Below are 22,019 nucleotides of genomic sequence, written 5' to 3'. Positions count from 1 at the left end.
TCTGCAATGGATCGGCACGACAGAGAAAGGAAGTCCCGATGTCGCAAGCGGATGCGGGGCCGTCTCCCGCGCTGTTGTTCGATACGCTGGGCGCTCACGTGCGCACCGCGGCGCTGAAGGGCGCCATCGATCTCGACCTGTTCACCGCGATCGCGGCCGGCAAGGAGACCGCCGCGGACCTGGCCGGCGCCTGCCGGGCCTCGGAGCGGGGCGTCCGCATCCTCTGCGACTATCTGGTCATCCTCGGCTTCCTGACCAAGGACGAGCGCCGTCATTACCGCCTGACGCACGACTCGGCCGCGTTCCTCGACCGGCGCTCGCCGATGTACCTGGGCGGGGTCACCGAGTTCGTCCTCTCGCCGATGGTGATGGAGGCCAACAGCGACATCGCCGCCGCGGTGCGCAAGGGCGGGACGGTGCTGCCCGACGAGGGATCGATGACGCCCGAGCACCCGGTGTGGGTGAGGTTCGCGCGCGCCATGGCCCCGTCGATGCGGCTGCCGGCGGAGCTCATGGCGAACCTCGTCGAGGTGGAGGACGGCAGGCCGGTCCGCGTGCTCGACGTCGCGGCGGGGCACGGCGTCTTCGGGATCGCGCTGACGGAGCGCCACCCGAACGTCGAGGTCGTGGCGCTCGACTGGCCTGCGGTGCTGGAGGTGGCGCGAGAGAACGCGGCGGCCGCCGGCGTGACCGAGCGGTGGCGGCCGCTCCACGGCAGCGCGTTCGATGTGCCGTTCGACGAGGGGTACGACCTGGTGCTGCTGACGAACTTCCTGCACCACTTCGACGTCCCGACGTGCGAGGCGCTCCTGCGCAAGGCGCGCGCCGCGCTGGCCGACGGCGGCAGGGCGGTCACGCTGGAGTTCGTTCCGAACGAGGACCGCGTCTCGCCCCCGAACGCGGCGGCGTTCGCCATGACGATGCTCAGCCACACGCCGCGGGGCGACGCGTACACGGAAGCGGAGCTCGGCGCGATGTTCGGCGGCGCGGGGTTCTCGCGAACGGAGTTTTACCCCCTGCCGCCGTCGGGGCAGCACCTGGCCATCTCCTATCGCTAGCAGCTCGAGAGGGGCAGCCTCCCGGGTACGACTGGCGTGCGGCGGGCGACGCGGCCGAGGCGCGCGCGTCGCTGTCGAGCGCGGCGGAGGGGCGCTGCCGGGCGGGTAGGGCGGGGGCGTTGTCGCTCACCGAGCGGCTGAGCGGCGGGGCTCCTCCGTCAGGCGGCGGTGGGTTACGCTCGGAAGCTGGCCATGAGGAGCCGTCCTCTCATCCGGCTGCAGGTGTCCAGGGTCGTGTTCCCGGGCGAGACGATCGATGTCGGGCTCTCGCTCGACAGCGTCACGGAGACGCCGATCGACGTCGTGCGCGTGACCCTGGAGCACACGCAGAAGGTATGGAGCCAGGGGAGCCGGGCGTTCCCCGTGTCCCGCGACCTGCTTCTTCTCAGCGAGGACGTCGCCGGGAAGGGGCGGCTCGGCGAGGGGGTTCACCGCTACCGGGTCTCGTTCGCGCTGCCGGTGGATCTCCCGCCGTCGCACGCCGGCTCTCTCGCGACCTGCCGGTGCCGGGTCAGCGCGCTTGTCTCCCTCCCGTGGTGGCTCGACGCCGAGGAGAGCACGGTGATCCTCGTCGGGCGTCCGACCGTTCCGGTGCCGAAAGACGAGCCGTTCACCAGCGCGAGCCCCCGGGGGCAGGGCGCCTTCGTCGAGGTGTCGCTGCCGGGTCGGACCTTCGCCCCGGGCGAGATCCTGGCCGGCGCCATCGCCTTCGGTGATCTCGTCGGGCGCCGCCCGTTCACGCTCGGTGTCTCCCTGATCGCCGTCGAGCAGGCCCAGACGCGCCAGCGCAGCTTTTCCAGCGAGGGCCGTCGGCTCTCATTTTTCAAGGATCTCGATGGGATAGCCGAGGGGGACGAGGTGCCATTCCGCATCGCTCTGCCGCGTGAGCTCGCGTTTTCCTACAGCTCCGCGGAGGTTTCCCTGGAGTACCGGCTGGAGGTGATGCTCGAGCACACAGGGGGGCGGGTGCTGCACTCCGTGCCGGTGGTGATCGGAGGAGAATGCCGGGGCGCTCGGGGTCGGGTCGATGCGGCTGGCGTGGACCTTCGAGGGGGCGCGGTTCGAGCTGGAGACGCTGTTCAAGGGGGCTGCGCCGACGGGCACGCGGCTCGTGCTGCGGCTGGATCCGCCGATCGCGGGCGCGGGCGGGACCATGAAGGCGGCGGAGCAGCGGATCGCGGCGGCGATCCTGGAGCAGGCGGCGCGCGTCGGGGGCGTCGCGGACGCGGAGGAGGGGGTCGCGGTGGCGCCGGGGGAGATCTCCGTGGTGATGGCGGCGCCGCTCGCGGATCCGGCGGCAGCGCAGGAGGTGCTGCGGCCCATGCTGGCGCTCGCGCGCGAGATGCGGGGAGAACGGCGGGGCGGGCCGTACCGGTGAGGGGGCGAGGGCGGGGCGGGCGGGCATGTCGCGACATGGCCTGGGGTTGGTCGGCGCGGCAGGCGGCATGTCGCGCGTTGACCGGCGGTGTGCCGTCAGGGACGTGGCCGGGAAAGCTACCGGGAGCGCCCTCGAAGCGCTTCGATTGCGCGCCGGATGCCGATGGCCACGCCGGTCCAGGCTTCGTCGCGATCCTGCCAGAGGGTGACCGGTCTGGCCTCCTTGGGCAGCGCCTGGAGCCTGGCAAAGGGCGCGCTGTGCCAGTCGGTCGGCCGAAGGAGGACCGGGATGACGCGGGCCTGGCCGGCGTCGTGGCGTTCGAGGGCGCGCCTCATCTCCTTGTCGAAGCAGTAATCCGAGGCAAGGAAGTCGGCGCTGACGAGGAGGAGGATCACCTCGGCATCGTCGAGGTTCTTGTCGATCTGGCCAGCCCACGCATCGCCGGCGGCGATGCGGCGGTCATGCCAGCTCTGGAGGAGGCCCTCGCGTTCGAGAAGGGCGAGGTGGGTCTCCAGCTCGTCACGGAGCGCCTCGTCCTTGTGGGAGTAGCTGAAGAAGAGGCGGATGGCCTTCTTCGCCCGGAGACCTTTCTCAAGAGGTGCCGGGGTCGTGAAATCGAGATGCCAGAGGTTGCCGTATGCGTCGCCCGCGCAGAGAAGCTGTTGCGATACAGCCACGCTGACGAATGGGCTGGCTCCGCGCACTGTATCCAGGCATTCCCCCGTCGAAGTTTCCCATACCTTGAGCGTCCTGTCGTCGGAGGCCGAGACGATGCGCTGGCCATCAGGGCTGATCGCGCAGGCATTGACCCAATTGGAGTGGCCTTCGAGGGTAGAGAGGAGCTGCCCGGTCGCAAGGTCCCATACCTTGAGCGTCCTGTCGTAGGAGGCCGAGACGATGCGCTGGCCATCAGGGCTGATCGCGCAGGCCTTGACCGAAAAGGAGTGGCCTTCGAGGGTGGAGAGGAGCTGCCCGGTCGCAAGGTCCCATACCTTGAGCGTCCTGTCGTCGGAGGCCGAGACGATGCGCTGGCCATCAGGGCTGATCGCGCAAGCCTGGACCGAATCGGAGTGGCCTTCGAGGGTGGAGAGGAGCTGCCCGGTCGCAAGGTCCCATACCTTGAGCGTCCTGTCGTCGGAGGCCGAGACGATGCGCTGGCCATCAGGGCTGATCGCGCAAGCCTGGACCGAATCGGAGTGGCCTTCGAGGGTGGAGAGGAGCTGCCCGGTCGCAAGGCCACATACCTTGAGCGTCCTGTCCCAGGAGGCCGAGACGATGCGCTGGCCATCAGGGCTGATCGCGCAGGCATTGACCGAAGAGGAGTGGCCTTCGAGGGTGGAGAGGGGCTGCCCGGTCGCGAGGTCCCATACCTTGAGCGTCCTGTCCCAGGAGGCCGAGACGACGCGCTGGCCATCAGGGCTGATCGCGCAGGCCTTGACCCAATTGGAGTGGCCTTCGAGGGTGGAGAGGAGTTGCCCGGCCGCAAGGTCCCATACCTTGAGCGTCCTGTCGTAGGAGGCCGAGACGATGCGCTGGCCATCCGGGCTGATCGCGCAGGCATTGACCCAATTGGAGTGGCCTTCGAGGGTGGAGAGGAGCTGCCCGGTCGCAAGGTCCCATACCTTGAGCGTACTGTCCCGGGAGGCCGAGATGATGCGCTGGCCATCCGGGCTGATCGCGCAGGCATTGACCGAAGAGGAGTGGCCTTCGAGGGTGGAGAGGAGCTGCCCGGTCGCAAGGTCCCATACCTTGAGCGTCCTGTCGTAGGAGACCGAGATGATGCGCTGGCCATCCGGGCTGATCGCGCAGGCATTGACCAAAGAGGAGTGGCCTTTGAGGGTCAAGAGGAGCTGCCCGGTCGCAAGGTCCCATACCTTGAGCGTCCTGTCGTCGGAGGCCGAGACGATGCGCTGGCCATCAGGGCTGATCGCGCAGGCATTGACCAAAGAGAAGTGGCCTTTGAGGGTGGAGAGGAGCTGCCCGGTCGCAAGGTCCCATACCTTGAGCGTCCTGTCGTCGGAGGCCGAGACGATGCGCTGGCCATCAGGGCTGATCGCGCAGGCATTGACCAAAGAGAAGTGGCCTTTGAGGGTGGAGAGGAGCTGCCCGGTCGCAAGGTCCCATACCTTGAGCGTCCTGTCGTCGGAGGCCGAGACGATGCGCTGGCCATCCGGGCTGATCGCGCAGGCATTGACCGAATCGGAGTGGCCTTCGAGGGTGGAGAGGAGCTGCCCGGTCGCAAGGTCCCATACCTTGAGCGTCCTGTCGTCGGAGGCCGAGACGATACGCTGGCCATCAGGGCTGATTGCGCAGGCATTGACCGAATCGGAGTGGCCGTGCAGCGTGCGCTCCTCGCCAGTCCACATCCGCACCGGATGCCGCAGCCGAAGCCTCGGCAGGCCGCGCCGGAACTCCAGCGTCCGCGCAACACGCTCCGCCTCCCACCCGGCCGACCGCAGCCGGTTGTCGACCAGCTCCGGCAGCGCCTCCGGCGCCTCGCGGAGCCAGTGCGACTCGGCCCGCACCGCCCGGTAGAGCAGGTCGAGCTCGCCATCTCCGAGCTCCTTCGCGCCTATGCGCAGCGCATCCTCGAGCGCCGCAGGCCCGTCCTCGCGGCAGAGCCCCTCCAGGAGCCCGAGATCTCGGCACAGCCCCCGCATCTTCTCCTGCTCGCCCGCCGCGAGCGCATGCGCGATCGCATGGCGCGCCGCATACCGCCTCCGGAATTCGGTCTCCCTCTCTGCCACCGGCCAGTGCGCCGTCGTCTCCAGCAGCCGCCGGTGCAGCTCGGCCATGCGCTTCAGCCCGAGCTTCTCGGCGACGAACGCGCGAAACGCCTCGTGGTATGGCCGATACGCCCGCGCGCCGCGCCATGCCTCCGGCTCCTCCAGGAGCAGTGCTCGCACGGCGCGGAGGAAGTCCTCGCCGGCCTCCACGTCCTTCCACCCCCCCGCCGCCTCGATCTCCTCGAGCGGCAGCGCCTCGCGCGCCGCGCAGACCAGCCCGAGCCCGTTCGCGACGAGCCCGAATTGCTCGCGCGGCAGGCTCCGGAGCTGCTGCCAGATCTGTTCCAGAAACCCGCTCAGCCCCCGCGGCAGGCGCTCCACACGCCGCTGCGTGACCGGCTGCTCCTCGAGCCATTCCCGCAGCTTCACCGCATAGAGCAGGTTCCCCTCCGCCCGCGCGACCGCCTCCTCGACGAGCCTCGGGCCGAGCCGCGGCGTGAACCGCGGCGCCTGATCGCCCCAGAACGCGCGGCAGGCCTGCTCGTTCGAGCCCGCCCACGCGGGCGCGTCGAGGTCGATGCGCCGCACGTTCCCTCGGCTCTCCAGCCACCCGAGGTGCGGGTACTGCGGGCGCGAGGCGCAGAGCGCGTGCACGCGCGGCGGCAGCGTGTAGGGCAGAAAGCCCGGCAGCGGGTTCTGCCCGGCGCCCTCGCTCCGCGCCTCGTCGAGGCCGTCCACGACGAGCACCAGGCGCTCTCCACGGGGGGCGAGCTCGTGCTTCGAGACCTTCGCCAGGAGCTCGATCAGCCGGCTCTCCGGCCGCGCCACGGGGTCCTTCTGCGCCGGGTAGAGCGCCTCGATCTGCGCCGAGAGGGAGCGCGCGACCGCCTCGGGACGATCCCAGTCCATGACGTCGCGCCGCAGGAAGTGGTGCGGCGCCCCGTGGCCTCGCTGCTCCTGCACGTCGAGCCATCGCGAGAGGATCGCGCTCTTGCCCATGCCGGGCCCGCCCGTGACGAGCACCCAGCGGCCCGACGCGCCCGCGCCATCGAGGTGGCGATCGATGGCCGCGAGCACGTCCTCTCGACCGAAGAAGCGCTCGTGGCGGCTGCGCTCGATGCCGAAGTCGATGAGGTCTCTCGCCACGGCGCCAGTCTAACAGACGACCTCGTCGCGCCGCCGCACGGCCTGATCGAGACGGAGAGGGGGCGCAGCGCACGGCGCACGCGCGCCGCACCCTCCACATCGTTCACCCGGTCATCCGTCCGTCATCTCGGCCGGCGCGCCCACCGGCGCCTCGGCCGGCGCGTCCTCCGGCGCCGCGGCCGCGCCGTTGCTGCCGAGCGCGACCGCGGCGCGGAGCGCGGGCAGCAGCTCGTCGGCCTTGCGTTTGCCGAGCGCGACGGCCGCGAGTACCTGGAGGTGGTCGTAGCGCTCGGCGACGAGCGCCGCGATCCGGTCGCGCAGGATCGATTCTCCGGTGCGCTTCGGCACCGCGGCGGCGGCGTTGCCCGGGCGCACCTGCTGCACGAGCGCGCCGCCCAGCGTGGCGAGCAGGTCGATCTGGTCGGCAGGGAACGGGTGCTTTCCGGCGAGCGCGCCGGAGAACTCGGCGAAGAGCCCCGGGAGGGCGACGAAGTCGCGCGCCTTGTCGAGCTTGCCCGAGCCCGCGCGCACGGCGGCGACGCGCTCGCGTGGCAGCAGGCCGAGCAGCGGGTGGGACGCCACCTCGAGGTAGCTCAGCATCAGCTCGCGCCACGGCGCGCCTTCGGCCAGCATCTTGTCGATCTCGCCCGCGCTGAGCGTCGCGACCGGCACGCGCGCCGCGCTGAAGTCGAGCGCCATGACCAGGGCTGGCAGCTCGAAGACCTCCTTGAGCCTGGGCTCGCGCAGCGCGCTCACGGCGGCCGGCAGGTGCGGCGCGAGCGCGTCGAGCGCGGTCCTGACGTTCGCGCGCATGAGCAGCGGCTGGCCGGTGAAGATGGGCAGATCCGCCGCCGGCACGCGCTCGGCGAGCGGCCGGAAGTGCGCGAAGGCGCGCTCGGGGGCCTCGTCGGTGAACGCGTCCGCCCGGGCCTCCGCGATGAGCACCGCGGGATCGACGCCCGCCCGAGCCCTCTTGCGCGCGCTCCGTGCCTCCTTCTTGCCGGCCTTCGCGCCAGTCTTCTTGCCGGCCTTCGCGTCCTTCGCGCCAGCCTTCTCGCCATCCCTCTTGCCGGCCTTCGCGTCCTTCGCGCCAGCCTTCCTGTCCTTGTTTCCGCCCATGGGTCTCCCTCCGCGTGCGCGCGGTTTGTCCAGCCGGCGACCGTGCCATGGAGCGGGCGATCTGTTCAATCCGACCGCACTCTCCGCACCTCGCGAGCACCGGCGAAATCGTGCCCGCGCCGCGGCCCCGGCGCCGGAGGCGCGATTTGCGTCCTCCGGCCGTCCTCCGGCCGAAGCGACGCGCCCGGCGTCGCCGTGCTTTCAGCGCAGCGTCCCGTCTGGCGGTGGAGGCGCAATCTAGCTTACAAACCTGTCTCCGAGGCGACGGGCAATCCGTGGCCGGGCTTGGGGGGCCGCGTCCGAGCCGGCGGGTAGGCCGGGCCTCGCCGTGCCCGAACAAGCGTAGCTGATCGTCATCCTCCGCCTCTGCCGCGGCGTCGATCTCGACGACGAACAGCGTGAAGGCTCCGCCCCTGAGCTGCCAGTAGCCGCCGCCGAGGTCGCTCTGTATGCCGGACGGGACGGCTCGCGATCCAGCGGTCGATCGGACGTGGAGCGCTCAATCGCCTTCGAGATCGAGGTCCTCCCACCAGAGGGAGAGCTCGATCTCCACCTCTTCGAAGGGCTCGGTGCGCACGCGCTCCGTCGGGCCGTGGACGCCGAGCTCGAGCCATCTGCCGTCGACGAGACGGCTGACCGCAAGCGACCTCGCCTCGGGATCCACGTACCAGAGGTGGCTCACGCCGATCTCGGCGTAGAAACGTCGCTTGACGATGAGATCATGAGCACGCGTCCGGGGAGACAGGACCTCGCAGACCCAGTCCGGCACGACGCGGATGGACTCCTTCACGGGCAGGCGAGGCAGCCGCTCGCGCCGCCACCCCGCGACGCCCGGCGAGATCTCCGGGGCGCGAGGGAGCTCGATGCCCGGCTCGACGAGGATCCACCAGCCCCCGGGGCCGTTGCGCCGCTTCTGAAATGGGCCGTGGAGGTCGGTGGCGATGCTGGTCTCGACGCTGCCATGCGGGGCGCGCGGGCGGGGGAAGGCGTAGAGGTCGCCGTCGATGATCTCGCCGCGCATCGTGTCGGGCAGCGCCTCGAGGTCCGCCCTCGTGGCGGGGCGATCCAGCTTTCGGGCAAGGCTCATCAGGGGGCTCCCAGGTCACACGGAGCTTACCTCACCCGGAGCGCGCCGCGCGAACACGACCGCGGCTGCGGCCGGCCAAGAGGCGACGCCCCTCGGAGCTGCGGATCCGGAAGACGTACGCGCCATCGATCGGGATTCGCCGGCGCCGGCCGGCCCCTCGTCAACCTCGCGCTCAGTCCCGGCCGAGCGCCGGCCGCACGGGGAGCAGCGGCTCGTCGTCCGGGATGCGAAGGCCGGGGATGAGCGCGTCGAGCTCGCCCGGCTCGAAGCGGCAGAGATTGGCGGCGTGCCAGAAGCCGCCCGCGATGTTGCCGCCGAGCTTGTAGCGGCCGTCGGGGCGGAAGGCGACCCAGCCCTCGGGGAGCTTGAGGAGCACGGCGAGACAAGCGCCGGTGCGCACGTCCCAGAGGCGAAGGGTGCCATCGGTGGAGCTCGAGACGAGCGTCGCGCCATCGGACCAGAACGCCACGCTCATGACCAAACCGGAGTGCCCCCGCAGCACGCACGCAACCTTGCAGGTCGCCATATCCCACAGGCGAACGCTGGTGTCGTACGAACTCGATGCAAGCAGAGCGCCATCGGGGCTGAGTGCCACGCTCGTGACCAGGCCGGAATGACCTTGCAAGCGGTCGATCAGAACGCCCGTGATTGCATGCCACAGGAGGATCTCGGCGTCGGACTCGCCGGACGCCAACCTCACGCCGTCGGAACTGAACGCCACGCTCGTCACCGCGGCTGAGTCGACCTCCAGCAGGCGCACCGCGTCGCCCGAAGGCACGTGCCAGAGCCGGACCGTGCGATCGTGCGCGCCGGAGGCCAGCAGCATCCCGTCGGGACTGAACGCCATGCTCGTCACCGACCCTGCGTGGCCCTCCAGCACGCACAGCGCGTGACCCGAAGGCACGTGCCAGAGCCGCACGGTCTCATCAATAGAGCCCGAGGCCAGCTTGTCGCCTTCAGGAGAGAAGGCCACAGCAGTCACCCCATGCGCGTGGCCCTGAAGCACGCTGAGCTCGTGGCATGTGGTGACCTGCCAGAGCCGGACGGCGCCATCCCCGCGAGGTTCATCCGCTCGCTCACGCCGAGCCGCATCCGCCCGTCGATCCGCAGCGCGTTCCCCGACGCCACCGCCCCGAACGCCCCGCCGAGCGCCTTCCGCGCCCACGCCGCCGCCGCCTCGCGCCCCGCGAGCGCCCCGAAGAAATCGGCCATCAGGTCGCTCACCTCCCGCTGCGCGAGCGCCGCCGCCCCGCCGGCGCGCTGCGCCTCCTCGGCCGCCTCCCGCGCCACGAGCCACTCGAGCACCGACTGGTGGATGAACCGGAAGTTCTCCTGGTCGTCCCACACGAGCAGCGTCCCCGACCCGATCTGGTGCTCCGTCACCCCGAGGTCGAGTTCGTGCCGCCCGAGCTCCTGCAGCGCCGCGATCAGCTCCGTCGGCAAAGGTAGCCGCGGAAATCGATGAGCCCCTGGTACTCCAGGAACCGCACGAGGCGCACGCGCGGCGCGCTCGCGTAGCGGACGAGCTCCTCCGGCGCGGGCTCGCCGCCGTAGACCAGCGTGGACACGAGGCCGGGATCCTCGCGCCGGTCGGGCTCGCGCAGCCTGCACACGCGCTCGACGCGCGAGAGGAAGTCGTCGCTGCGCCCCTCACCCGGCAAGAGCATCTCGTCGCCGTGCGGATCCGCGTGGCGGCCCGCCGCGCGCGCAGGGAAGCGGCGTTCCGGCCGCGAGACCGGCGGCGGCCCCCCTCGACCTGGCTCGCGTAGAGCGCGTGCCGGAGCCACCACGCCTGCGACGCCGCAGGCGGCGGGCGCTCGGCCGCGAGCGCCGCCTGCCGCTCGAACTCGCGCGCGAAGAGCGCGGCGTCCATGTTCCACGTCCGCTCGAGGTTGTACGTCTCGATGTCGTGGAAGAACTCGCCGGCGCCGCCCCCGGCGGACGCGGCGACGCGCTTGCCCTCGTCGTAGCTGTAGACCCGATCCGCAACGATGACGTCGCCGAGCGACACCTCGCCGCGCTTGCCGGCGCAGATGCCGCACATCGCGAGGCACCCCGGATCGAGCTCCTCTCGATGAGCCCCTGCGCCCTCGCCGCCGCCGCGCTCTCGCCCATCCGCCCCGACCACGCCGCGGCGACGCGGAGCGGCTGGCCGCGGTCGTTCGGGAGCTCGCGGACGTAGTACGGGAAGCCGGCCGCATCCCGCGCCTCCCGCCAGCCGTCCCGGCCGCCCTCGCCGAGCGCGAGCACCGCCTCGAGCTCGTCCTGCAGCGCGGTCACGACCAGCGCGTCGACGCGCCCTGTGGAGAGGTTCGGCGGCACCGGGCCACTCTGACAAACAAGCGCGCGCGCCATCGCGCGGGCGAGGCCTCGTCCCGCCCGGCACGACGGGCGACCCGAGCTGCACCCCGAACGCCTCCCGCCCGGGCCGCGACCTGGCCGATTTTCTTGGACGAGCGCCCTCCCGCAAGGCTTTCATCCCGCCCATGGCGAGGCTCGTCGAGGCGCTGAATCGATTCTTCGGGCGGGTCGAGATCCTCGCCCTCGGCCTCGAGAACGAGCGCAGCGCCGCCGAGGCCGCGCTCGCGAAGGGCATGCCGCTCGAGGCGCGCGAGCACGCCCGCGGCATCCTCTCCGTCCTGCCCGACTCGGCCGTCGGGCTCGCGCTCTGGGCCGACGCCGCGGAGGACGCGTGGCTCGACCAGGAGGTCGTCACCGCGCTCACCGACCTCGCGAAGCGCGTGCCCTGGCGCGCCGACGTGTGGCTCCGCCTCGGGCGCGCAGGGCAGCGCGTCGGCTGGGACGGCGCGCGCAACGCGCTCGAGCGGGCCACCGCGGCGCCCGAGGAGCGCGACGCGGCGCGGCTCGCGCTGCTCGACCTCTGCGACCTCGACCTCGCCGCCGGCGATCCGGCCCGCGCGCAGCGCTGGCTCGACCGCATCCCGGCGCCGCTCTCCACCGTGCCCGACCGCGACGCCGCCCTCCGCCGCGCCGAGTGCGCGCTCGCGCACGGCGACCTCGATGGCGCGCGCGCGGCCGCGGAGATCCTGGGCGAGCCCACCGCGATCGAGGGGCGCGCCGCCCTCGTGCTGGCCCGGCTCGCGCTGGCCGAGGCGGGCGCCGCGCCGGGCGCCTCCGCGGCCGCGCTGCCGCCCGCCGAGGTGACGCGGGCGCTCGACCTCGGGCTGCGGGCGCTCGTGCTCGACGTCCCCGGCGCCGCGGAGCTCTGCGCCTCGCTCGTCGCCGCCTCCCGCGACGTGCTCGTCGTCGACCGCGTGCGCCGCGTCGTCCGCGCCGCGGGCGCGCTCGACGAGCCGACCTGGGCCGCCGCGTTCGCCTTCGCCGAGGGGCGGCGCGACGACGCGCGGCGAGCGCTCGCGCGCGGGCTCTCCGCCGGCGATCGCACGGCCGCGGCGGCGCTGCTCCGCATGGCCGTCGAGACCCGCGACCTCGGCGCGCTCGACGCGCTCGCGGCGCGGGCGGCGGGCGTGGACGTGCGCGGCGCGACGGCGCCGCCGCTCCCGCCCGACCTCGTCCGGCTGCGCGACGCCGCGGCCATGGCGTCCGAGGGGCAGGGGAGCGAGGCGCTCGACGCGCTCGACGCGGTGACCGGCGAGGGCGCGGCGTGGGCCGACGACATGCGCCGCGAGATCGTGCGCGCGTGGCTCTCCCCCGCGGAGGGCGCGTCCGGGTCCCGCGTCGCCGCCGCGGCGTGGGGCGACGTGCTGCGCGAGCTCGCGCGCACGGCCAAGCGCCTCGATCGGCTCGACCTGCTCGCGGCGACCGAGGCCCTCGCGGTGGAGCGCGAGCGCCCGCTCCGCGCCGCCGTGCTCGGCGAGTTCAACGCCGGCAAGAGCACGTTCCTGAACGCGCTGCTCGGCGAGGACGTGGCGCCGACGGGCGTCCTGCCGACGACCGCGACGCTCCACTGGGTCGCCTGGGCGCCCGATCCGTTCGCGCGCATCGTCGTGCGCGGCGGCCAGGACCGCGTCGTGCCGCACGCGGCGGTGAAGGACACGCTGCGCGCGCTCGGCGCTTCCGGCGCGAAGGTCGCGCGGGTCTTCATCTACGCGCCGATCGAGCGGCTCAAGCGCGTCGAGATCCTCGACACGCCCGGCTTCAACGCGCCGGACCCGGACCACATCGCGGAGGCGCGGCGGGCGTTCGACGAGGCCCACGTCGTCATCTGGCTGCTCGACGCGCCCCAGGCGATGAAGGAGTCGGAGCGGCGGGTGCTCTCCGAGATCAGCGCGCTCGGCGTGCCCGTGCAGATCCTCGCGAACAAGGCCGACCGGCTCAAGCCCGACGCCCTGGAGACGGTGCTCGCGCACGTGCGCGACAGCCTGGCGGCGAGCGCCATCACCTCGCTCACGCCGCCGATCGCGTTCTCGGCGCGGCTCTCGCTGAAGGGGCGGCTCGGCGACGAGGCGGCGCTCGCGGCCTCGGGGTGGGCCGAGGTCGAGGCGCTCTTCGCCGAGCAGATCGTCGACGCGAGCGACGCGCTCCGCGAGCGCGCGCTCCGGCGCAAGGCGGGCCGCATCGCGGCCGAGCTCGCGCAGGCGGCCTCGGCGCGCGCCGCGGAGGACCGCGAGGCCGGGCGAAGGGCGCGCGCCGAGGCCGACCGGCTCCGCGCGAGCGCGGCCTACCTGCGCCGCGAGCGGCGGACGATCGCCGCGGCGATCGACAAGGCGCTCGAGCCCGCGCGCCGGGAGCTCGCGGCCGACCTGCGCCCGATCGCGGCGCTGCCCGAGGAGCGCAAGCGCACGGACGCCAGCGTCCGCGCCTACGTGCAGGAGCGGCTCGTGACGCGGCTGAGCTGGCCGCTGTCGGCCGAGATCGCGCGGGCGGCGCACGCGGGCGTGGAGCCGGGGGCGCGCCGCGCGCGGGGCGTCGACGACGACAGCGAGGGCGGCGTGGAAGAAGCGGGCGCCGCGCCGTCGCCGCGGGCGGCGGCCCACGTGCGCGCGGTCGTGATGGGCATGGTGGCGGTGCACGACGCCCCCGATGAGCTCGCGGCGCGCTCGATCGAGGGCGTGGTCGAGGCCGCGATCGACGCCTTCGCGATGGCGCTGTCGGCCGAGGCGGAGGCGCCCGTGCCGCCGCCGGCCTCGGCGGCGGTCGAGCTGCGCGCGCAGGCGCTCCGCGCCGCCTTCGAGGCGCGCGAGGCGTCGGTCGACGCCTCACGCGCCTGAGCGCGGCCGGGCTCGAGGGGGCGCCGCGTCAGCGGCTCAGGAAGAACGCGAGCACCCCGAGCGCCAGCCCGATCACGAGCGCCAGCGGCACCGCGAGCCGGACCAGCCACAGGTCCGTCGGGCGCGGGGGCGGCCGGCGATCCCGCCGGGCCACGAGCGGCGTGACCTCGATGACGTGCTCGGCCGCGGGCCGCGCGGGGTGCCGCGGCGGCGCGGCGGCGACGGGCGCCCCGGGGCCGCGCGGCGCCTCCGGCCGAGGGGACGGCGCGCGGGCGCCCGACGGCGAGAAGAGCGGAGCGAAGTCCTTGCGATCGTGGATCACGACGTCGCTCGCCGGCGGATCGCTCGACGGGGTGCCGATCCGCCGCGCCTGGGGGAGCGTGCGCGAGAGGTCTTCGGACGTCGGCCCGGCGAGCGGGTCGTGCCGGAGGGCGCCGCCCGGCAGCGTCGCGGCGCGCGACGAGATCGCGCTCGACGCCGGCCCCTCCGTGAACGCGCCCTCGCGGAACATGGCCTTCGCCAGCACCTCGCCCCGCTGCGCCGGCGGCGGCAGATCGACCTCGCGCAGCGGCGGCGCGGCCGTCATCGTGCTCCGGATCGACACCGGCATCGCCGACTCGACGGTCGGCGCGTCCGCGAGCGCGCTCGCCTGGGCGGCGGGGAGCAGCGCGTCCGACAGGTGGGGCAGGAGCCGCTCGAGCTCCTCGCGCAGCTCGCGCGCGCCCTGCTGGCGCTGGCTCGGCCACTTCGCGAGCGCGGTGAGGATGATCGCCTCCAGCGCGGGGTGGATCTGAGGCAGGAACAGGCTCGGCGCGGGCGGCTGCTTCCGGAGGTGATCCATGGCCACCTCCCACACGAGGGACGTGGGCGGGAAGGGGAGCCGGCCGGTGACGAGCAGGAACAGGAGGATCCCGCACGCGTACACGTCGCTGCGCCCGTCGACGGCGTCGCCGCGGCACTGCTCCGGGGACATGTACGCCGGCGTGCCGACGACCATGCCGACCGTGGTGACCGAGCCCCAGACGCTCATCGGCGCGCTGTTCGGCCCGTCGTCGCCGGCCCGGGTGCCGCCCTCGACCATCTTCGCGATCCCGAAGTCGAGCACCTTCACGCGCTCGAGCGACGGATCCGCCGGATCCCGCAGGATCATCACGTTCTCGGGCTTGAGGTCGCGGTGCACGATGGCCCGCGCGTGCGCGGCGGCGAGGGCGTCGGCGATGCCGATCAGGATCCGCACGGCGCGGGCCTCGGAGAGGCGGCGCTCGGCGAGCAGGACATCGAACAGATCCTGCCCCGAGACGAGCTCCATCACGATGTACGGCAGGTGGCCTTCCACCCCCGAGTCGAGGATCTGCACCGTGTTCGGGTGGCGGAGGCGCGACGCCGCCTTCGCCTCCCGGTAGAAGCGGGTCATGAACGTCTCGTCGCCGAGGAGCTGCGGGTGCATGATCTTGATGGCGACGTCGCGCGGCTCGCCGTCCTGAACGCCGCGGTAGACCGCCGCCATCGCGCCCTCGCCGATGAAGCCCGTGACGCGGAAGCGCCCCGCGATGGTTCGGCCGATGAGTTCCGGGCCCGCGCTCATGAGCGAGACTGCACCATAGAGTCCTCTGCGTCCTTCTAGAAGGGCTACCCCCGGCGTTCGCGATCTACGGCCTCGCCGGCGCGGGTCGGGGGTCCCCCTTCGTCCCGAGGATCGCCTCGAGGATCGGCCGCGATCCCTGCACCGCCGTGCGCTGCGAGTAGAGGTGGAGCCCGCGCAGACCGCCGAGCTCCTCGCCGCCGCCCGCGCGGCCCGGGCCGCCGTGGATCGTCTGGGGGAGCACGGTGCCGGGGCCGGGCGCCTGATCGGCGACCTTCTCGCTGCCGAGCAGGACGCGGCCGTGGTACGGCGCGACGCCGAGCAGCACCTCCGCCGCGAAGGCGCGGTCGTCGCTGTAGACGGCGCAGACGAGGCTCCCGCGGCCCCGGCGCAGCAGGGCGACGGCGTGCGCCGCGCCGCCGTCGTAAGGAAAGAGCGTGGCGACGGGGCCGAAGACCTCGTGCTCGTGCGCCGCGGGCGCGCCGTCGGGGCCGCTCGCGACGAGCAGCGTCGGCGGCACGAAGTACCCCTTGCCGTCGGGAACGCCGATCTTCTCGAACGGCCCGGTCCCGCCGAGCGCCACCGACGCCCCCGCCGCGAGGCGCTCGATGCCCGCACGCACGCCGCGGAGCTGCTCGGCCGTGGTGAGCGGACCGACGGTGACGCCGTCCTGCGCGGGATCGCCGACCCGCGCGTCGCGGAGGCGGTCGACGAGGTCGTCGCGCACCGCGTCGACGACGGCCGCGGGCGCGAAGATGCGCCGGATCGCCGTGCATTTCTGGCCGGCCTTCTGGGTGATGTCGCGCGCGACGTCGCGGAGGAACATCGCGTACGTCTCGGAGCCGGGGGCGGCGTCGGGGCCGAGGACCGCGCCGTTCAGGCTGTCGGCCTCCACGTTCACGCGGACGCTCTCCCGCGCGAGGCCCGGCAGGAGCCGGAGCGCCGCGCCGGTGGCGCTCGATCCGGTGAACGCGAGGACGTCCTCGCCGCCGAGGTGCGCGAGGAGGTCGCCCGGCGGGCCGGCGACGAAGGAGAGCGCGCCGCGCGGGAGCGGGGCGCGCTCGGTGAAGATCTTCATCAGCCGGAAGGCGACGAGCGCCGTGCTCGTCGCGGGCTTCGTGATGACGGGCATGCCCGCGAGGAGCGCGCAGGCGGCCTTCTCGGCGAGCCCCCACGCGGGGAAGTTGAAGGCGTTGATGTGCACCGCGACGCCGGGGCGCGGGACGAGGATGTGCTGGCCGAAGAACCGCGGCGAGCGTCCGAGCTGCACGCCCTCGCCGTCCGCGAGCAGCCGCGCGTCGCCGAGCTGGGCGCCGAGGTCGGCGTAGTAGGCGAGCGTCCCGATCGCGCCGTCGACGTCGAACTTGGCGTCGCCGCGGGTGTTGCCGCCGTTCTGGATGGCGACGTCGATGAGCGCGTCGCGGTGCGCGTGCGCGGCGCGCGACATGGCGCGGAGCAGCTCGCCGCGCTCGGCGAACGTGAGCGCGCGGAGGGAAGGCCCGCCCTGCGCGCGCGCGAACGCCACCGCGGCCGCGAGGTCGAGCCCGTCCGTGCTCGTCTCGGCGAGCGGCTCCTCTGTCGCGGGGTTGACGAGCGCGCGCGGCGCTCCCTGACCGGCGATCCATTGCCCTTCGACGTAGCTCTCGAGCCGCTCCATGGGGCGCGTAGCCTACTCGCGCGGTCGCTCGGCACAACCCCCACGCGGGACGGATCGCCGCCTCGCCGGTTGCGTGGAGCACGCGCGCGGCCGCGTCGCGCGTCCCCTCGCGCCGCTTCGTTCCACGCGCGAGGTTACTTGCACGAGGCGGACGCGAGCAGCGCCGAGATCTTCGCCTTCACCACCTCGAACTCCCGCACCGCCAGGTCGATCTCGGCCTGGCGCTGCCTGCGGCCGGACTCGACGAGATCGAAGCTCGTGACGGTGCCGGCCTCGAACGCGACCTGCGTGAGGCGCGCGGTCTCGCGCGCGAGGTCGCGCGACTGCTCGGCGACCGCGCGCGCCTGCTCGGCGACGACGACGCTCCGGACCGCCTGCGTCGAATCGAGCTCGGCCGCGCGCTCCGCCAGGCCGATGCGCGCCCGCTGCTGCTCGACAAGCGCCCGGTTCACCCGGAGATCGCCGTAGCGCGCGCCGCCGTCCCAGATGGGGATGGTGAGCACGGCGCTGATGGACCAGTCCCACGACCGCCGGCTGATGCCCTGATCGTTCCCGAACTGGGTCTGGGTCTGCAGCGTGCTCGACAGCTCGGCGTACGGGGCGAACGCGAGCTTCACGTCGGTGAGGTTGCGCTCGGCGATCTCCAGCTCGGCCCGGGCCGCGCGGACGTCGGCGCGCTGATCCGAGCGCCCCTGGGCGCACTGCGCCTGCATCTCCGCCGCGATCCCGTTGAGCGAGAAGGTCTGCGGGACGCCGACCTCGCCGCGCTCGCCCAGCACGACCCCGAGCGCCTCGCGCGACCTGCGCAGCGACTCGTCGCCGGTGACGAGCGTCGCGCGGGCGAGCGCGACGTCCTGCTCGGCGCGGACCACGTCGAGCTTGGTGCCGGTGCCGAGGCGCTCCCGGCGCCGCGTGAGCTCGAGCAGCTCGAGCGCGCTGCGCAGCCCGACGCGGTTGACCTCGCTGACCCGCTCGGCCGTGACGATCGAGACGACGGCGTCCGCGACCGCGCCGACCATGACGCGGCGGCGATCCTCAAGGCTCAGCTTGGCGACCTCGACCGACAGGTTGGCGGTGCCGATGCCGTACCACGCGCGCGGGGCGAGGATCGGCTGGCTGAGCCTCAGCGACGCCGAGGCGCTGGTCGGAAAGTCATAGGATAGCGAGGGGCCCGTGGGCGTCGGGCCCGCCGGTGCGCCCACGATCGTCTCGTCGCCCGCGAGGCGGTGGTTCAGGTTGCCCGTCGCGTCGAGGCTCGGCAGCGCCGCGGCGAGCGCCCGCCGCGCGATGCCCTCGGCGCGGGCGACCTCCTGCACGGCGATGACGAGATCGACCGAGCGCTGGTCGATGATCGCGCGCGCCTCGTTCCAGCTCGTGAGCGTGCGCGCCGGCGGCGGGACGGGCGCGAGCGTCGGGTCGTTCACCTCGATGCGCCGCAGCGTCGGCGTCGCCGCGGGGGCCGCCGCCGCGGGGGCCTGCTGGCCCGGTCGGCCCGGGGGAGGCGCCGGCTGCGCGAGGGCGACGCCTTGATGAAGGGCGAGGAAGGCGAGGGTGCGGACAGCGACCATGCGGAGCCGGCGACGGGGCATGCGCGACTCGATGCGCTGTCCATCGCGCGACGACAAGCCCGAAGCGGACGGGGGCTGGGTCCGGGCCTGCGCGCGTGTGCGAAACCGTAGGTGAGGGCCAGGGGGCAGGCCAAGTGATGGCGACGGAACACGGATGCGCCACTATTCTGGATCACCGATGCCAAGCCGGTTGCCCCCGAATGACATCTGCCTCGGCTGTGGAAAGAGGCGGCGAGGCGGCGCCGCGGATCCCTGCGCCCGCTGCGGCGAGCCTCCGCACCGCGCCGTGTGGCGACGGTCCGAACAGCACGGCGCCTCGCCGAGGATCGAGCTGTTCCTGAGCGCGATGACGAGCGGCCTGCTGCTTGCGTACACGGCGCTCTACCTGCTGCTCCTGACCGGCCTCGCCGAGTCCGCGGACAGCTCTCTCGCCTCCGCGACGCTGTTCGTCGCGATCCTGGCGGTCGGCATGAAGCTCTCGCGGTGGATCGTGCGCTCGCTGTTCGATCTCTGGGGCACCACGTGGTCGTACTGCTCCGCCGACGGCGCCCGCTGGGGCACCGTGAGCACGCTCTTCGGATGGTACGGCGCCGGCGAGGGCGTGAGCCTGACGGAGTTCCGCCCCACGAGCGCGGGCTCGACGCTCTTCTGCTCCTCGGACGCCATCGACGCGGGGCTCCCGGTCGTCGCCGCGAACCTCTCGCGCATCGCCGGCGCGCAGGGCCGCGACGCGTTCTCGCCGTTCGAGGTGCTGATGCTCAGCGCCTTCACGGGCCTCGTCGCGCGCGGCGAGGCGACCATCAGCAGGGCCACGGCGGTGCGGTGGCGTAAAGACTGGCTCGGCGGCGCGCGGCGCGGCGCGCCCCACGCGATCTTCACCATCGAGCGCTCCAGCGATCGCGAGGAGGGCAGCGCGATCGAGCGCGAGCTCCTCTCGGCCATGCAGGCCAAGGCGGACGGCCTCGCGTCGGTCGTGGAGCCCGCGCGGCCGGGGGCTTACCGCGACGCCGCGTGGCGGCCTCCGCCCGTGCGGCTCTGCATCGACGAGGTGCTGCGCCCGCGCGCGCTCGCGCTGGCGGCGCGGGCGCTCCGGAAGGAGCCCCGCGGCGGCGCTCCGGTCGCGGTCGCCGCGGCGCTCGACGAGTTCGGCAAGCGCGACCCCGCCCGGATGAGCCACCTCCGCGTGCTCCTCGCGGAGCACCGCCAGCGCGCCCTCTCGGCGTGAGCCGCCGCGCGGCGCTCAGTGCCAGACGCCGATGCCGGCGCTCACGCTGTCGTAGCGGGGCGCGAAGTCCATGGACGCCTGCAGCGTGTAGGCGACCTCGGGGAGCAGCCCCCAGAGGGTCGTCGACAGCACGCGGAGGTCCGCGCCGAAGGTGAAGTGCTGCCGTCCCAGGCGCCCGCTCCCCAGGCGGCCGTAGCGGTTCGGCTCGTAGTAGCTCCCGAACCGCGTGTGCACGCGGCCCGGGATCGGCTCCGTCTCGATCCCGAACCGCGGCGAGAAGCTCACGTGCGCGCCCGAGGTGCCCACCACCGAGGCGTCGTTCTCCCGCTCCGACTGGTGCTGCGCCAGAAAGTGCTCGAGGCTCACCCCGTTCGACACCGCGCCCGTGACGAGGAGCTCCGCGGTGATGAGCAGGTGCTCGCGCGGCCAGTTCCAGTAGCGGGCGCGCCGCTCCCTCTCGAGGACGTCCGGCCCCGCGGCGAGCTCGCGCTCGTCGGCTTCGCGCTCGCGCGCGCGCTCCAGCGCGAAGATCCGCTCCCGCCGGGCGCGCTCCTCCGGCTCCGCGATCGCGCCGAGCTCGCGCTCCCGCTGCGCCTCCCGCGCGGCCCGCCGGCGCGCGATCGCGTCGCGGAGCTCCCGCTCCTGATCGCGCGGGTCGATCCACGCCGGGTTGAGCGGCCGCGGCCCGACCTGCACGGCGAGCCCGATCTCGAGCTCCCACGGGAGGACGACCTCGTCCGGCAGGATCAGCCCGCCGGCGCGCCAGACCTGCCCGTCCACGACCACGTCCTCGCCGAGCAGCCGGCCCGCGTTCACCGGAAAGCGAAACGTGGCGCCGAGCCGGTAGGACGCCCAGTCGGGGCGGAGGAGCATCCCGAGCTCCGGGGCGATGCCGGCGATCGTCAGGTCGCTCTGCTCCGCGCCGAGGCTGAGCGTCACCGCGCGGGCGCCGGCGCCCAGCACGAGCGCGTCGCCGAGCAGGCGGACTCCGCCGAGGAAATGGTACTTGCCGGTCACGACCGTGGTCTCGACCCCGTCGGCGTCGCTCAACGAGTACCGCTGCAGCTCGGCGTTGACCCCGACGCCGAAATCGCCCGCCTGGAGCTGGCCGCCGAGGGTCAGGTACACGAAGTTCGAGTAGTCGAGGTCGATGTCGCCGCTGTTATCGAAGTCGTTGTTCTCGAAGAGCTCGATGGGTATCGAGATCGACGCGGCGACGTCGGCCTCGAGCCATTTCACGCTGAAGGGCTCGCGGACCGCGGGCGCGGCGGCGTTGGCCACCATACCGGCGATCCCCTCGGCGTAACCGGCGTAAGCGCCGGCGATCCCGGTCACACGCAGCGGCGCCAGGATCGGCCCCTGGAAGAGGTCGATGGTGTAGGCGTTGTCCCGGAGCGGCTGGGCCGGCGCGGCCTGCGGCGGGCCGAGGACGAGGGCCATCGCAGCGAGCGCCGCAGCGGGGCGGCGGGCGGCACAGCGCGCCGCGGTCATCTCGGTCACCTCGCGCTGCTCCGGTCCAACAGCATCTCGTCGCGCCCGCGGCGAGGTGATAGCACTGGCCCGCATGGAAGGGACCGCGGAAGCGAGCCCGACCTGCGGTGGCCGGGCCGGGCTCCAGGGCTCCCCGGCTCACAACCTAAACGAAATAATGAAGAGCGGCCCGCGCGCCTGGCCGCGCGCCACCCGCGCACCACTTCCCGCCCAAGGAATCGCAGCTCTCATGCCCGCCCAAGCTCCCGCGCCCATCGCTCCTGCCCCGGCCGTGCCAGGGACCGAGGCGCGATCGCCCGGCGGGCGGCGGCGCCCCAGCGGGCCTCGCGCCCGCGGCCGGCGCATCGCCCTGGTCGCCTACTACAGCTTCGCCGCGCTCATCATCGTCTCGTGCACCCTCCAGCTGATCCGGCAGGTCTTCTTCCTGCCGGCCGCGCCGTCGCCCTACGGGAGCTGCGAGGAGGGCCTCTTGGCGCTGGTCCGGGCCGTCGAGCGCGCCAGGGAGGCCGCCCCCGGGACCGACGGGGAGGACGCCGCCCTCGCCCGGTTCCGGAGCACGCTCGCTCCGGAGTGGACCTACCGGGACGGAGTCGCCGCCTCGTGCCGGGGCTCCGCGGAGAACGAGCGCGCTCTCGACGCCATCGAGCGGCTCCGCTATGCGGAGGAGCACGCAGCGCGGCGCGAGGCAGGCGATCTGGCTCCGCTACGGCGTCGGGTCCGGGCGATCGTCGATGGCCAGCTTGGGCCCGTGTCCCCGAGATAATACCCCGACGCGGCGATCACGCAGGAC

The 22,019-nt window shown here is 73.4% G+C and carries 17 protein-coding genes; 6 read left to right on the top strand and 11 right to left on the bottom strand.

Annotation, left to right across the window (positions count from 1 at the left end; translation table 11 throughout):
- Positions 1-38 precede the first annotated feature (38 nt).
- Entirely contained in the window at positions 39-1,058 is a 1,020-nt protein-coding gene (locus WMF36_RS19315) for a methyltransferase (RefSeq protein WP_437581088.1), read from the top strand.
- 434 nt (positions 1,059-1,492) lie between these two features.
- On the opposite strand, the gene WMF36_RS19310 is transcribed toward WMF36_RS19315, so the two are convergent.
- Positions 1,493-1,885: a hypothetical protein gene (locus WMF36_RS19310; protein WP_437581087.1), complete on the bottom strand. Its 393-nt coding sequence runs from the start codon at positions 1,883-1,885 to the stop codon at positions 1,493-1,495.
- A gap of 200 nt (positions 1,886-2,085) precedes the next feature.
- On the opposite strand from WMF36_RS19310, the gene WMF36_RS19305 reads away from it, so the two are divergent.
- Positions 2,086-2,436, top strand: coding sequence for a hypothetical protein (locus WMF36_RS19305; protein WP_437581086.1), 351 nt, complete (start codon positions 2,086-2,088; stop codon positions 2,434-2,436).
- A gap of 116 nt (positions 2,437-2,552) precedes the next feature.
- Here the strand turns inward: WMF36_RS19305 and WMF36_RS19300 are convergent, their stop codons facing one another.
- The 6 genes from WMF36_RS19300 to WMF36_RS19275 form a co-directional block, all read right to left on the bottom strand.
- Positions 2,553-6,308, bottom strand: a complete 3,756-nt coding sequence (locus WMF36_RS19300) for a TIR domain-containing protein (protein WP_437581085.1) — start codon at positions 6,306-6,308, stop codon at positions 2,553-2,555.
- Positions 6,309-6,419: 111 nt separating this feature from the next.
- Entirely contained in the window at positions 6,420-7,427 is a 1,008-nt protein-coding gene (locus WMF36_RS19295) for a hypothetical protein (protein ID WP_437581084.1), read from the bottom strand.
- Between the two features lie 499 nt (positions 7,428-7,926).
- Positions 7,927-8,514, bottom strand: a complete 588-nt coding sequence (locus WMF36_RS19290) for a Uma2 family endonuclease (RefSeq protein ID WP_437581083.1) — start codon at positions 8,512-8,514, stop codon at positions 7,927-7,929.
- Positions 8,515-8,686: 172 nt separating this feature from the next.
- Entirely contained in the window at positions 8,687-9,520 is an 834-nt protein-coding gene (locus WMF36_RS19285) for a WD40 repeat domain-containing protein (RefSeq protein WP_437581082.1), read from the bottom strand.
- Positions 9,493-9,957 (bottom strand): hypothetical protein, encoded by a 465-nt coding sequence (locus WMF36_RS19280; RefSeq protein WP_437581081.1) that lies wholly within the window; start codon positions 9,955-9,957, stop codon positions 9,493-9,495. The genes WMF36_RS19285 and WMF36_RS19280 overlap by 28 nt, the downstream gene beginning before the upstream one ends.
- Positions 9,942-10,181 (bottom strand): hypothetical protein, encoded by a 240-nt coding sequence (locus tag WMF36_RS19275; RefSeq protein ID WP_437581080.1) that lies wholly within the window; start codon positions 10,179-10,181, stop codon positions 9,942-9,944. The genes WMF36_RS19280 and WMF36_RS19275 overlap by 16 nt, the downstream gene beginning before the upstream one ends.
- 242 nt (positions 10,182-10,423) lie before the next feature.
- Between WMF36_RS19275 and WMF36_RS19270 the strand changes: the two genes are divergently transcribed.
- The gene (locus tag WMF36_RS19270; protein ID WP_437581079.1) at positions 10,424-10,696 is read left to right on the top strand and encodes a hypothetical protein; all 273 of its coding nucleotides are present in this window, start codon (positions 10,424-10,426) and stop codon (positions 10,694-10,696) included.
- Positions 10,697-11,000: 304 nt separating this feature from the next.
- Positions 11,001-13,706: a dynamin family protein gene (locus tag WMF36_RS19265; protein ID WP_437581077.1), complete on the top strand. Its 2,706-nt coding sequence runs from the start codon at positions 11,001-11,003 to the stop codon at positions 13,704-13,706.
- A gap of 28 nt (positions 13,707-13,734) precedes the next feature.
- On the opposite strand, the gene WMF36_RS19260 is transcribed toward WMF36_RS19265, so the two are convergent.
- From WMF36_RS19260 to WMF36_RS19250, 3 genes are all read right to left on the bottom strand, one after another.
- Complete coding sequence (locus WMF36_RS19260; RefSeq protein ID WP_437581076.1) at positions 13,735-15,291, bottom strand: protein kinase domain-containing protein; 1,557 nt, start codon at positions 15,289-15,291, stop codon at positions 13,735-13,737.
- 64 nt (positions 15,292-15,355) lie between these two features.
- A complete protein-coding gene (locus WMF36_RS19255; RefSeq protein ID WP_437581075.1) occupies positions 15,356-16,945 on the bottom strand; it encodes a 3,4-dehydroadipyl-CoA semialdehyde dehydrogenase in 1,590 nt (529 codons plus the stop codon).
- A 134-nt stretch (positions 16,946-17,079) separates the two neighbouring features.
- Positions 17,080-18,534, bottom strand: coding sequence for a TolC family protein (locus tag WMF36_RS19250; protein WP_437581074.1), 1,455 nt, complete (start codon positions 18,532-18,534; stop codon positions 17,080-17,082).
- A 325-nt stretch (positions 18,535-18,859) separates the two neighbouring features.
- Between WMF36_RS19250 and WMF36_RS19245 the strand changes: the two genes are divergently transcribed.
- Positions 18,860-19,738, top strand: coding sequence for a hypothetical protein (locus WMF36_RS19245; protein WP_437581073.1), 879 nt, complete (start codon positions 18,860-18,862; stop codon positions 19,736-19,738).
- A 15-nt stretch (positions 19,739-19,753) separates the two neighbouring features.
- Here WMF36_RS19245 and WMF36_RS19240 read toward each other — a convergent pair whose 3' ends face one another.
- A complete protein-coding gene (locus WMF36_RS19240) occupies positions 19,754-21,229 on the bottom strand; it encodes a hypothetical protein (RefSeq protein WP_437581938.1) in 1,476 nt (491 codons plus the stop codon).
- A 229-nt stretch (positions 21,230-21,458) separates the two neighbouring features.
- On the opposite strand from WMF36_RS19240, the gene WMF36_RS19235 reads away from it, so the two are divergent.
- Positions 21,459-21,992 (top strand): hypothetical protein, encoded by a 534-nt coding sequence (locus WMF36_RS19235; RefSeq protein ID WP_437581072.1) that lies wholly within the window; start codon positions 21,459-21,461, stop codon positions 21,990-21,992.
- The last annotated feature ends 27 nt before the right edge of the window (positions 21,993-22,019 follow it).

Source organism: Sorangium sp. So ce887 (assembly GCF_051521455.1).
GTDB lineage: Bacteria > Myxococcota_A > Polyangia > Polyangiales > Polyangiaceae > Sorangium.
Note: the sequence above shows the minus strand (reverse complement) of the source record. Positions and strands in the feature narration are given on the sequence as shown.

What these genes read in the sequence shown, in the direction of transcription:
- WMF36_RS19315 (WP_437581088.1), top strand. Translation starts at nt 39, where the DNA reads ATGTCGCAAGCGGATGCGGGGCCGTCTCCCGCGCTGTTGTTCGATACG.
- WMF36_RS19305 (WP_437581086.1), top strand. Translation starts at nt 2,086, where the DNA reads ATGCGGCTGGCGTGGACCTTCGAGGGGGCGCGGTTCGAGCTGGAGACG.
- WMF36_RS19295 (WP_437581084.1), bottom strand. Translation starts at nt 7,427, where the DNA reads ATGGGCGGAAACAAGGACAGGAAGGCTGGCGCGAAGGACGCGAAGGCC.
- WMF36_RS19290 (WP_437581083.1), bottom strand. Translation starts at nt 8,514, where the DNA reads ATGAGCCTTGCCCGAAAGCTGGATCGCCCCGCCACGAGGGCGGACCTC.
- WMF36_RS19275 (WP_437581080.1), bottom strand. Translation starts at nt 10,181, where the DNA reads ATGCTCTTGCCGGGTGAGGGGCGCAGCGACGACTTCCTCTCGCGCGTC.
- WMF36_RS19265 (WP_437581077.1), top strand. Translation starts at nt 11,001, where the DNA reads ATGGCGAGGCTCGTCGAGGCGCTGAATCGATTCTTCGGGCGGGTCGAG.
- WMF36_RS19260 (WP_437581076.1), bottom strand. Translation starts at nt 15,291, where the DNA reads ATGAGCGCGGGCCCGGAACTCATCGGCCGAACCATCGCGGGGCGCTTC.
- WMF36_RS19255 (WP_437581075.1), bottom strand. Translation starts at nt 16,945, where the DNA reads ATGGAGCGGCTCGAGAGCTACGTCGAAGGGCAATGGATCGCCGGTCAG.
- WMF36_RS19250 (WP_437581074.1), bottom strand. Translation starts at nt 18,534, where the DNA reads ATGCCCCGTCGCCGGCTCCGCATGGTCGCTGTCCGCACCCTCGCCTTC.
- WMF36_RS19245 (WP_437581073.1), top strand. Translation starts at nt 18,860, where the DNA reads ATGACGAGCGGCCTGCTGCTTGCGTACACGGCGCTCTACCTGCTGCTC.
- WMF36_RS19240 (WP_437581938.1), bottom strand. Translation starts at nt 21,229, where the DNA reads ATGACCGCGGCGCGCTGTGCCGCCCGCCGCCCCGCTGCGGCGCTCGCT.
- WMF36_RS19235 (WP_437581072.1), top strand. Translation starts at nt 21,459, where the DNA reads ATGCCCGCCCAAGCTCCCGCGCCCATCGCTCCTGCCCCGGCCGTGCCA.